This is a genomic window from Streptomyces sp. NPDC001868, assembly GCF_040297125.1.
GTDB lineage: Bacteria > Actinomycetota > Actinomycetes > Streptomycetales > Streptomycetaceae > Streptomyces.
In genome coordinates, this window is record NZ_JBEOYO010000105.1 from 1 (window position 1) to 10,952 (window position 10,952).

Here is a 10,952-nt window from a genome sequence, read left to right on the forward strand (position 1 = left end):
CGGGGCTATCCAGGAGGGCTCCGACGCCGTGATCACACCAGCCACGACAAGATCATCTCACCCGCGACCAGCAGTTACGGGACAACGCTTAGCCAGGGTGGGCCCTCTCCTGAGTCGGCTCCTTCTCGCCATGCCTCCGGCATGATCCGAAGCTGCGACACCCGCTTTAATAGTGACTTCGGAACCGGGATGCTGTTTGTGGCCTCGCCGACGCATACGCCCAGACCTGGGGACGAATTCACCCCTGACTTACAGGTAGTTCAGCGCAATATCTGTGAGGAGTCCAGGGATGTCAGAATACGACTTTACGACGCTCAACTGCCGCCTTGATTTCCCGAGCGGCTAGCTCTAGATCCGCGTGCTCCCAGAAGCGGAGCACTATCCAGCCCTGATCCTTGAGCGCGCTCGTTGTGGCTGCGTCGCGGTCTCGATTGTCCTTGATCTTTTTGCTCCATGCCTCACCGTTCTGTTTCGACGGCCGGTAGTGCTCCGGACAGCCGTGCCAGAAGCAGCCATCGACGAAGACAGCCACCTTGGCCTTCGTGAAGACAACGTCTGCGGTACGCCTCAATTCCGGGATCGGACGAATACCGACCCGGTAGCGAAGACCCTCGCGGTGCAGGGCCGACCGGAGCAGGAGCTCGGGCTTGGTGTCCGATCCCTTGTTTGCTGTCATGACTACGCGGACAGACATCGAGGTAGCGGTGGAGCTTTCAGGCAGTGGCTCATCGACGGCGAGTCCAGCCTCACGGGCCTTGCTCCAGGCATGGGCAAGATTGGCGGCGCGTGTGGCTTCGGCGACATCGCAGACGTAGCGCTCTTCGGTGTCGCCACTGACCGACCAGCGTAGATACGCTCGGATACGCCGCGTACGTCGATAAAGCCGGAGAGTGATTGACGCCCGCGCGTATTGGCCTTTCCCGAGCGGAACTGCACGACGGTAACGTCCGCCTGCCGCTTTATCCTGTTCCGCTGTCCGCTTGTCCCGAGACAGACCCAACCGCGGTTTGTACGCTTTCGCTGGCGGCAGTCGATCGTTCCAGCCCCGCTGCGTGCCGGCTGCCTCGTGTGTCACGGCTTCTCCAGGGCACCGACCGAGTTCAAGGCGGCTGCGACTGCATCCGCGAACACCTTGCCCAGCTTTACTGGCACAGCGTTCCCGAGCTGCCGCATTTTCTCGCCGCGCGGGCCAGCGAGCGTCCACTCGTCGGGAAAGGTCATGACGCGCGCGGTCTCGCGGACCGTCATGTACCGATAGCCGCTCCCATCGAACGTGGGGTCGTCCATCATCATCACGGACTCGCCGCCGGGGACGCCGTGCACGCCAGCCTTGACTGTCTTGGCGGGCCGGTCAAGGAGGTTGGGGGTGTGCCCCGTGTAGACGCGGGCGCCTGGCCACCCAAAGTGGTCGGAGATCACCCCCACCTGTTCCTTATTGTTGACCGCCTCCTCGCTGACGGGCGGCAGGGAGTGGCCATCAAACTCGTCAATACCGTGGATCGCGTCCCGGAGTGTCCGCCACGGCTGAAGGGCGAGCTTCTCTTTGGTCTTCGCGTTGTTGTAGTTGAGCTTCGGCAGGTTCGCGATGGCACGGGCCTTCGCTGCTCCAGAGACCTCCCGATGGCGGGCCCAGTACTCTCCGCCCTCGCGCATGGAGTGGATCAGCGCCTCGTCGGAATGTGTGTCCTTCGGTGCGAAGCGATCCCATTTGTCCTCGGTCAGCCCAAGGTCGGCGCGAAAGGCCACAATCACGACCCGCTGCCGGATCTGTGGGACACCGAAGTCAGCGGCGTTCACGGGGTGGTGCTTCACGACGTAGCGCTCGGAGTCAGGAACCGAGTCGTTGGCGAGCAGCTTCTCCAGAACCTCGTTGTGCTCCTCCCACGTCGCACCCTCCTCACGCTCGACGAAGGGGAGCCTCATCTCGTTGAGGATGTACTGGAAGTAGGGGTTGAAGGACTTCCGGAGCAGACCTCGGACGTTCTCGCAGATGACGGCCTTCGGCCGCATCTCTTGAATGGCGCGGAACATCTGCGGGAACATGTTCCGTTCGTCCTCGGTCCCCTTGGCGACGCCGCCCAGGCTGAACGGCTGGCAGGGTGGGCCGCCGGCGAGGACGTCGACCTGGCCTTCTAGTTCCTTGAAGTCGTTCTGCAGCAGGCGGACATCACCCGGCTTTAGTGGCCACTTCCCGCCGCCCGGCATCTCGTTCGTCTGGAGGGTTTCGATGGCCCGCTTGGCGTACTCGTTCACGAGCAGCGGTCGGAAGCCGGCGTTGTGGACTCCCATGGCGAGGCCACCGCCACCGGCGAACAGCTCGACACAGGTACCCACCTCGGGATGCTTCTCTCGCAGCTCAGACATGGGAAAACCATACCGCGGAGTTGTCGATCAAGTGAGCCCTTCTCGGAAAACCGGCACCGTGATCAGCAAGTTCACCAGATAGAGTGACGACGATCACTCGTCGCATGCGCAGGAGGCCCTGGTCGTGTCGCTGGAGAACCACGCCGAGTTCAAGTTGAGCATCACCAAAGCACTCGGCGACCAGCTCGCGGCCGCGCTGGAGGAACTGACCCCCGCGCCTTTGACTAGGGGAAACATCCTGAGGCTCCGCCCCCTGCCCGGCGTGTACCAGATGTACAAGGGCGAAGAGCTCGTCTACGTCGGCAAGGCGGACAAGTCGCTGCCCCAGCGCATCGAAAAGCACTTCCGGAAGATCTCGGGACGAAGGAACATATCCATTGAGGAGATGTCCTTTACCTGCTTGTACGTCGACGAGGACTTCGGCGCGGTCGCCCCCGAACGTCTCCTGATCAACAAGCACCGGGGGCAAGGCGAGGTGCCCTGGAACTACAACGGTTTCGGCAACAACGACCCCGGCAAGCGGCGGGACACCACCGTGGTCGAGGAAAAACACTTCGACCGCCAGTACCCGATCGACCTGGAATACGCCCTCCCGGACCTCGTGTCCGTCGACGGCGCGAGCGAGGCTGAATTGACACTGGCGAAGCTGCTCACGATCGCCAAGGTCCTCCTCCCCTACGTGTTCCGTTACGAGTCCACCAAGGCGTTCGACGACATCGCCGTCCGGCTCCCCGCAGGGCCCCTCACCGCCGACGAGGCGCTACGCGTCATCTCCGAGCACGTCCCCGCTCCCTGGCAGGTCACCGCCCTTCCCGGATACGTGATCATGTACGGCAAGACCGAGGACTACCCCAGCGGTATGCGTTACTACCGGGCCGGCCAGGTCATCGACCCAGCCTCGGACGCCTGAGCCTGACAGAACAGACTCCACCCACAGGGCCTACCTCCTCCGTTCCCTTCGCGGGACCTTCTGCCGACCACGAGCCAGGAAGTCATGACCGCCGCATACACCCCGAAGTCGTTTGACCCCCTGTCGACTGAGCAGATCTCCCACACCATCTGTGAGTCATTCGAGCGTCAGCCGTTGGTCTCCATGCTCCACGAGATCCCTCGATTCGCTGGGGCGGGGCTATACGCCCTGTACTACCGTGGCGGGGAGGTGTCTCTCTACTTGCCGTTGAACAACCTTCAGATCCCCGTCTATGTGGGGCAGGGGCGGTCGAGCAACAGCGCCATCGGTACCAAGACTTCGGCACGATGCCCCGTCTACGACAGGCTCAGGAAACACCGGCGATCGATAGAGGAGGCCAAACTACCGCTGGAGGAGTTCCGGTTCCGGGCACTGTTGCTGCCGGACGTGCACGCCAACTTGGGAGAGAACGGCCTACGTGTCGGTTACCAGCCGGTCTGGAACCACACGCTGACTGGGTTCGGCGGCAATGAGCAGGGCCCCACAACCCGCCAAAGCAAGAAGAGCAAGTGGGACACCGTGCATGACGGACGAAGCCGGACTCACGGCGGCGTCGTACACGAGGCGAACAAACTCTTGGCCACCGCCAAGGTCCATATCGCTCAACAGGTCGCCTCCTACAATGAACTGCCTTGGCATCATCCCGACACGGACATCTATGAAGACCTGGATGGCTGAGCCTTCCTTCAGCCCGTGATCGCCTCTGACGCCGACTCCACGCTGAGGGCAGGGGGCGATGCGATTGTCACGGGTGCGTGTGCGGCCAGAGGACCGCGATCGCGGCACAACCCCCAGGGGGCGCCTCGGCTCAGGCCAGGCCAAAGCTGGCCAAGATGGGCGTGACGGCGCTTTGCCCACTGGCTGCGCCGTACCGAGCTAGGGGGCCGACCCTCGGCCTAGGCGTTCGGTGGCTCCTCGGCAGCGCCGAGGAGCCACCAGGCCATGCCAGCAAGCCTGAGAATGCTGACGCCCAGCGCCGTTGATGTCACTGTGGAGGCCGGAACGGCGCAACCAGATGCGCTCGCTGGCATCATGGCCTCGTGGCAGACCTGGCGAGCATCGCAGCAGAGATCATGGCGTCCTGCCAATCACTCGATGAGGACGCCACTGCGCGGCATCACTTCCGCCACGCTGCTCAGGAATGCGGCCCCTGGTCCATCGAGGCCGTACCCGACCGTGGCGAGTTGAACGTCGTTCAGCAAGCCGAGCTGACTTTGGCCAGCCAACTCTACCGCTACAACTGGGCACACCTGGATGCTGGTTCGACACTGCGGGTGCGATGCTCTGGCTTGCTTTGCCATGTAGAGGCAATCACTCAAACAGGGGGGCGTGGTGGCGGAGATGGCAGCAGCTGCGAGGGCTGGGGAGAACCTTCCGCCGGAAACTGTCTCAAGACCCGGTGTGCCGTCTGCCTCTGAGGAACTGATCGGGACGGCGCTGCAGGCAGCTCTAGAGCAGCGTTTTGACTGTGGCCTCCTCCCGCCCTCCGAGCCGCAGGCCATCGTTCATCCCAATGGGTTCGTCAAGCTGCCTCTCGCTCGGACAGGTGACGGCCGCACCAGACTGTTCCTGCATGTATGGCGGGCGGAGAGCGTCGATGCCGACATTCATGATCACCGTTGGTCATATACCTCCGCCGTGTTGCGTGGCGAACTGTCGCACACCGTGATGGACGTGACAGTTACGTCTGGCTTAGCTGTGATCGAGGAAGAGAAGGGGAGTTTTATGGATTCCTTTCTCGTGGCGCGCTATTACACCGACGGTAATTCACACCGTTTCGACACCACTCACCATGAGAGGGCCGTAGTCAACGGCCGACGCACATATGTCGTTTCTACGGCACAGCGCTACGACATGGAGGCATTCGTCTTTCATCGGGCTCACGCCTTGGCTGGGGCGATGACCTTCGTTGCCAGGGGGCTTCCTCAGCGGCCGTGTGCCCGTGTGCTGGTGGATGAAGCGATGCCACCGTCCGTCGCGCAGCGATGGTCGCGATTGGACACTGCCGAGAGGCGGCGGCACCTGCGCGATGCGCTGCAGGCATTGGGATGAGTGGCCCGTCTGCAGGACGCCCCACAGGTAGCCCGGCCGACAATCCGGACACGATGTACCGCCGGGATGCGGTTTTGGTTGTAGCCGTAGACATGGAGCGCGCACCGGGCACAGCGTTCACGCCGGGACCCCTCGAACGGCGCTGGCGGGTGGGACGCCATAACGAAGTCGTGTCGAACACCGCTAGACGCGTCTCGTACACTAATCCGCAGCTCCTCCCGCTGCTGTGGGAACCCACAGTGCGGTGGCACTGGCAGCGTGAGGGCGATGTGGTTTCCCCGGCCGGATTTCAGCTCAACGCCGTTGAACTCATCAGGCTCAATGCTTTGACGAACGCCGCGCTCGTGGACATGGAAGCGCCCGCAGGGGCGAACGGAGTGGCCCTGCTCCACGGTACGCTCCCCGCAGTCAGGCCTGCGGACCTGCCCAAAGCTTTGCAGCTCTGTGCCAATATCGACGCGTACCACCAAGAAGGCGCCCAACGACGCTGGGTCGCGGAGCAGTTGCCATACGGGTGCCGCGTAGCCGAGACGGAGCGCGAGATGCTGCATGGCGTGCTGATCACTCCAAGGAATGAGCTGCCCCGCCTCCACGATGGCGCACCCGCCGCAGACCTCGGCGCAGCAGAGCAGTGGCTTTGGAACATGCTGTACGCGACGGAGTACCCACCCCCTCTCGAAGCCGGGGAGGAACTGCGAGAGCTAAATTTGCGGCTTCCCACTGCCGTCCGAGGGGTCGCTGGTGCCCGTGGGTTATCCGTCGTAGGGACTGCGGCTGACCCCAATCCAGCACAACCCCGGAACTACCAGTACTACGACGCCTCCAGCTTCCATTTGGCGACCTTGCAGAGCGACGCGCTGGCACTGGCTCGTCTACAGCAGATTGTCCTCGACGCCTTCGGGCGGGAAGTGGTCCGCATAGGGGAGCGCGAGCCGCGCCGCCGAAAAGTGGGTCAGTTGGAGCGGGATCTGCTCATCTTCCGCCGCAGCTACTGGGCTGCGGATTTCGGACGGCAGGCAGTGTGCACGGCGATCACCCGCAATTACCAGCGGGGAACTGGTTTGACCGACGCCTTGCATAGCCTGGCCACTGACTTGGGAGAATTATCCCGGCAAGTACAGGCAGCTGAGACCGAGACAACCAATGCCATCCTTGGCCTGTTGGCTGCCGTCGGCGTTCCGCTGGCGACCGGCTTGGCGATCTGGCAGGGGCTCCCGCAGTCGGGCGCGGCCTCGCTGTTACGGACGTTGAGCGTTACCTGTCTGATCACGGTGTTCCTCATGGGTACCTTTCCTGGCTTGCGCAGCCTGTTCATCACTCTATTCCGACACCGCAGGAGACGGCGATGAATGCAGCGTTCGTCTGGCCGCCGCGGCATGCACCGGGATTTCCGGCGGGCTGTGCGGACGCCGGAGACGTCCTCGGCCGGATCGCCCATGAGGGCAAGGCCGGGGTCATCATGACGGTGGTGACTAGTGCGCTCAGGGCCAGCGTGGAGGAATCCGGGGATCACGACACCGGACTGCGGAGGGTGCGGGAAAGCCTGGCTGCTCTCGGGAGCGGACCGCACGGCAACCGATGGTTGGCCTCCTATTACGGCAAGGACCTGGTTCTGACGTCTCCCGACGCCACAGAGCCTCCGCCGATGCGCATTGCCGACGGAGCCCGACACGGGTGGTCGTGGGACAGGGTGGCACTGGGCGGGGACGTCGCACAGCGGCGTGATTCTCTGCTGTTTGCTTGTTACGAGGTGTCGATGGCCGCTCGGATGAGGAGGGACAGGCCGGAAATCCGGGAGACTCAGGCAAGCCCAGTGATCGGCGGGGTTACGCGCACGCTGGGTAGGGCCGAGATTGCGTCGCTGCTGGCCGGGGTGCTGGTGCGGCCGCTGGGTGGGGCAGATGGCGTACTTGGCGCCGCGCTTGGTGACGATCCGCGACTGCCCGGCGTGCCATCGGCCGACGGCTGGACGGCGGGTGGGACCGTTGCGGGCCCTACACCCACAGGCTGTTACATGGTCAGTGACGTGCATGATATTGAGTGGGGAACCATGCGCCGTATCGATGGGGCACGCCTCACAGAAGGCAACGCGCGCCAACTCCTTCCGCTGGCGGAGGCGTGGCTCGCCGACCAGCTGAACGCGGCCACAGTGCTGAGAGAGGCGTACCGTCTCCGTCTAACGCGTGAGTCCGAGCTGCTGGCACATCTACGCGCCCTAAGTAACGCTGTTCGGCCGACCGGCCTACTGCACGCAACTTTGGGTGATGGACTGAGTGGCCTGGTGCCGGATGTGGCGACCGCTCGCAAAGCGGTCAAGGCCGCCAACCGACGGACCCAGGGAGGCATGCACAGCGGTGCCGGCGTGGCCCATGTGACAGCTGAAGGTCTTGGTATAGCGCGTGCACGTTCTCACTTCAGTCTGCACGTGACTAAGACGCTGAAGGGTTCTGGTCATCCCTGTGGGGAGCTACATGAGTTCGGCAAACTGCTCGATGCCGAGGGTGCTGCGTACGCGTGGGACTTCCTCATCACTCTTAGGCAAACGGGAACGGGACAGCCGGGTCATCACCACCTTCAGCATGCTCGGCGGTGGCGTGACTGGTGGGCAGAGCACGTGCCGCCCTGCGCCCGCTCGGACTTCCTGAACCTGTGAGGCGCAGCCCGGCCGGTGTGCCGTTCGATGGGCGATATGCATCGGCCTGGGACACTCCATCAGCCCGCCAAAGACGGAAGCAGCCACGGACGAAGATCGTCAGAGAACTACCCACCCCCATTTGTCCGGCATCCACACTGTGTCAACTGGATTTCCGCTACTTTCTTCAAGATGCTTCAGCACGGGATCCCAGAAGCACCCCAACCGATCCGCAGCCTCGGACAGCCGCCCGAACGGTAGCCGCTGTAAGAAGGTCGCGGTGTCCCAGAAATCCAGCCATTCGGCAGGCGGGCCAGGGAGCGCGGTGGGAAATGTGACACCGTGGTCCGCTATCTCGGTGATCACACTCTGGTACAGCCTCGCCAATTGCAGGGCAGGGAAAGCGGGATGGGACACAGCGAGGAGCATGTCGCTCAGATCCCACCAGTGCGTGTTAATACGGCCGCTGCTGCGTTGGTGGGTGTAGCGCATCAGCTTCTGCGCCAAAAATCGATACCCGGTGACCGACCGTACGGTGACAGCTCCCGTCGGACCGGGAAAGTCGAGTAGTGTAACGCGCTCGTCGTTCCTGGCATCGGCTTCCGGTACGAGCAGTAGCCCTAGAGGGACGGCCGGCAGCCGCTCAGGCCCGCGGATATCTACCAATGCTCGGTACACTGTGGGAGCTGCTGCAGAGCTGAAGACAACCGGCTCATGGCGCACCACCCGCAGCGATTCGCCTCTCGGGCCCAGCGGCAGCGCATTCGACGCCAGCAACCGTCGGCCAACATCGATTGGAAGGACCAGGTCGACGTCGTTCGGGAGCCGGGACGCCGGACCGATCCAGGCGGTCAGTGCCGCAGAGCCTTTGAGGTACCAGGTGCTTGGGTCGAGCGCCTCCCGGAAGCTGTGCAGCGTGATCGCTACGGCCTCCACGTATTGCTGGTCCGCGAGGGACCGGGAGCGCCAGTCGTTTCCGGGTTGGGAGCTGGCCATGGCCGTACACAGCCTTGGTGTGTCCATTCACAACAGCGTACTGACCTGCGGCCGTTGACGCCGCGCGAAACCGCTGACACAACGCCAGTTCTCCATGCGCAACGTCGGTGGGCACATGTGCTGATGGTCGCGCAACACGCTGACCCGAAAGGCCATCTCACGCAAAGGAGTAAACCCGGACCGACCTGCCACCGCCAATAGTTCATCGGGTACTTCGCCGACGAGCTCCGGGTGTCGTCCTGCGAGAGCCAGTAGGCGTGCCGCCGTGAACATGTCTGCCTCCGTCGTCTGCAGCAGTCTCTTTGTGGCGGCCTGTCCGGCGGGGGTGTACACGGCATGATCGAGGTAGTGGGCGGCACGGGGGAGAAGAACTGGTCGCTCGCGGACGGCGTCGACGAGGGTCAGGCTAACCGTTGTGTCCGGTGGAGTACGAGACAACGCGTATCTCAGAGCGGTGACATCGCCCCTTGCCAAACCAGTCCGCCACACTTCTTCTGGGCGACCGGTGAGGACACGCGCGGGTCCGGTGAGTACAGAGGAGGCGGCTGTGACGGCGCTCTTCTCAGGTGATAGACACAGCCCGAGCCGGTCGAGGGACGCCACTGCAGCGGCGCGGATGTCATGTGCCTCGTACTGGTCACGTGTAAAGACGTGGATGTCGTCTCCCCAGCGGGCCCAGCGCCCCGGTGCGAGTGCGGCCATCGTCTCGTCCAGTGGGGCGAGCGCTGCCGTAGCAAGCCTGTTGGACCAACGGTGCCCGGGCAGCAAGCAGCGGCCGGTGACTGCGCGGAGGGCAGTGAGTGCCTCGGCGAGGGGCTTGGTCATCCACGGCGTGTGTAACAGGGCTTCCATGGGCAGGGATTGGCCGAAGCGTTGGACATCAAGGACCAAAACCAGTGGCAGGTCGTGTCGGGTGGCGAGTGCCCTCAGATGATGCTGCCGCGCCTGGTAGGCGGGCCGGTACCGCCAGCCCAGCGAGCGGTAGCTGAACACCTCGGGGCGTGGCGTGTGGACGCTTAACGCCTGCTCGCAGAGGAGAAACATGCGGGCTCGCACAGCACAAGATGCGACCGGTATGGATTCTAGGCGTCGGGCGAGCGGAACGCGCATCTCGCCGACTTCGAGTGACCCATCGTCGGTGGGCAACAGCCCGCAGGCAAGTTGTTGGCGGACGTCGCCGGCGCCAAGCGCGTCGGGTGCGTAGTCCGTGAGTAAGTCGTTGCCGAAGGCGGCGGCAAGCGCCCGGCCCCTCATAAGGGTGTCGTCCGTCACAGACGGCATAGTGACATGAGCCGTGCGACCGCGCTCAGGCTTTGGAAGCGACAAGCGGGGCGAGACTGCCCTGGTGACAGGCGGCCCCTTCGCCGAGTTCACGGTCCGATTCGTGCCATCGATCGTAGTGTCGCTTGTCAGGCTCGGCGCCTTGCACCGTGAACGTCGTTCATCTGGGTTCATGGGCGGCTGGCCCGCGCAGCGAAACTTGAAGTGTGGCCCTCAGCCGGGCTGAACCAGGACGTTGCCGTGGTCAGTAGCGGAAGCGTGCCCGTAAGGCCATCTACGTGAAGGCAGAAGCCTTTGCCGTACCGAGCCGCGCTGGAGCTGCAGGTAGGACGGTGGGCCGCGTCCGTGTCGACGGCCGATGCGTGGGGATGCCTTACGGGCTGCTGGGCATCGTCGTGTTCTTGCGCCTCGCGGGCCTGGAGGAGGTCGACGATGACTGCGTCCGCGCTGATCGAATGGCGTGGGGCGGCGCGGACGTCTGGGCGCACTGTACGTCGGCCCAGAACCAACGCGCTGGCCTTCCGCGGTCCCCCAAAAAAAGCGGATAGGTGGGCGTCCGGTACTAAGCGTTGTCCCGTAACTGCTGGTCGCGGGTGAGATGATCTTGTCGTGGCTGGTGTGATCACGGCGTCGGAGCCCTCCTGGATAGCCCCGTTC

At 63.8% G+C, this 10,952-nt stretch carries 9 protein-coding genes; 5 read left to right on the forward strand and 4 right to left on the reverse strand.

The genetic code is table 11. The features are described from left to right. Positions 1-292 precede the first annotated feature (292 nt). Together ABT147_RS46230 and ABT147_RS46235 are read right to left on the reverse strand one after the other, a co-directional pair. Entirely contained in the window at positions 293-1,075 is a 783-nt protein-coding gene (locus ABT147_RS46230; protein ID WP_351418362.1) for a very short patch repair endonuclease, read from the reverse strand. Continuing rightward, entirely contained in the window at positions 1,072-2,364 is a 1,293-nt protein-coding gene (locus ABT147_RS46235) for a DNA cytosine methyltransferase (RefSeq protein ID WP_351418364.1), read from the reverse strand. Before ABT147_RS46235 ends, ABT147_RS46230 begins: the two co-directional genes overlap by 4 nt. 124 nt (positions 2,365-2,488) lie before the next feature. Between ABT147_RS46235 and ABT147_RS46240 the strand changes: the two genes are divergently transcribed. The 5 genes from ABT147_RS46240 to ABT147_RS46260 all read left to right on the forward strand — a co-directional run bounded on the left by ABT147_RS46240 (position 2,489) and on the right by ABT147_RS46260 (position 8,039). Continuing rightward, positions 2,489-3,274, forward strand: coding sequence for an Eco29kI family restriction endonuclease (locus ABT147_RS46240; RefSeq protein WP_351418366.1), 786 nt, complete (start codon positions 2,489-2,491; stop codon positions 3,272-3,274). An 84-nt stretch (positions 3,275-3,358) separates the two neighbouring features. Next, positions 3,359-4,012 (forward strand): Eco29kI family restriction endonuclease, encoded by a 654-nt coding sequence (locus ABT147_RS46245; RefSeq protein ID WP_351418368.1) that lies wholly within the window; start codon positions 3,359-3,361, stop codon positions 4,010-4,012. A gap of 654 nt (positions 4,013-4,666) precedes the next feature. Next, a complete protein-coding gene (locus ABT147_RS46250; protein ID WP_351418370.1) occupies positions 4,667-5,386 on the forward strand; it encodes a hypothetical protein in 720 nt (239 codons plus the stop codon). Positions 5,387-5,556: 170 nt separating this feature from the next. Continuing rightward, positions 5,557-6,735, forward strand: a complete 1,179-nt coding sequence (locus ABT147_RS46255) for a hypothetical protein (RefSeq protein ID WP_351418372.1) — start codon at positions 5,557-5,559, stop codon at positions 6,733-6,735. Further along, positions 6,732-8,039: a hypothetical protein gene (locus ABT147_RS46260; protein ID WP_351418374.1), complete on the forward strand. Its 1,308-nt coding sequence runs from the start codon at positions 6,732-6,734 to the stop codon at positions 8,037-8,039. Before ABT147_RS46255 ends, ABT147_RS46260 begins: the two co-directional genes overlap by 4 nt. Before the next feature lie 99 nt (positions 8,040-8,138). On the opposite strand, the gene ABT147_RS46265 is transcribed toward ABT147_RS46260, so the two are convergent. Both ABT147_RS46265 and ABT147_RS46270 read right to left on the reverse strand, forming a co-directional pair. Next, on the reverse strand, positions 8,139-9,014 hold the full coding sequence (locus ABT147_RS46265; protein ID WP_351418377.1) for a nucleotidyl transferase AbiEii/AbiGii toxin family protein: 876 nt from the start codon (positions 9,012-9,014) through the stop codon (positions 8,139-8,141). 27 nt (positions 9,015-9,041) lie between these two features. Next, positions 9,042-10,286: a hypothetical protein gene (locus ABT147_RS46270; RefSeq protein ID WP_351418379.1), complete on the reverse strand. Its 1,245-nt coding sequence runs from the start codon at positions 10,284-10,286 to the stop codon at positions 9,042-9,044. Positions 10,287-10,952: the final 666 nt, after the last annotated feature.

Coding starts and splice junctions, on each gene's coding strand:
- ABT147_RS46235 (WP_351418364.1), bottom strand. CDS start 2,364: ATGTCTGAGCTGCGAGAGAAGCATCCCGAGGTGGGTACCTGTGTCGAG.
- ABT147_RS46245 (WP_351418368.1), top strand. CDS start 3,359: ATGACCGCCGCATACACCCCGAAGTCGTTTGACCCCCTGTCGACTGAG.
- ABT147_RS46260 (WP_351418374.1), top strand. CDS start 6,732: ATGAATGCAGCGTTCGTCTGGCCGCCGCGGCATGCACCGGGATTTCCG.
- ABT147_RS46265 (WP_351418377.1), bottom strand. CDS start 9,014: ATGGCCAGCTCCCAACCCGGAAACGACTGGCGCTCCCGGTCCCTCGCG.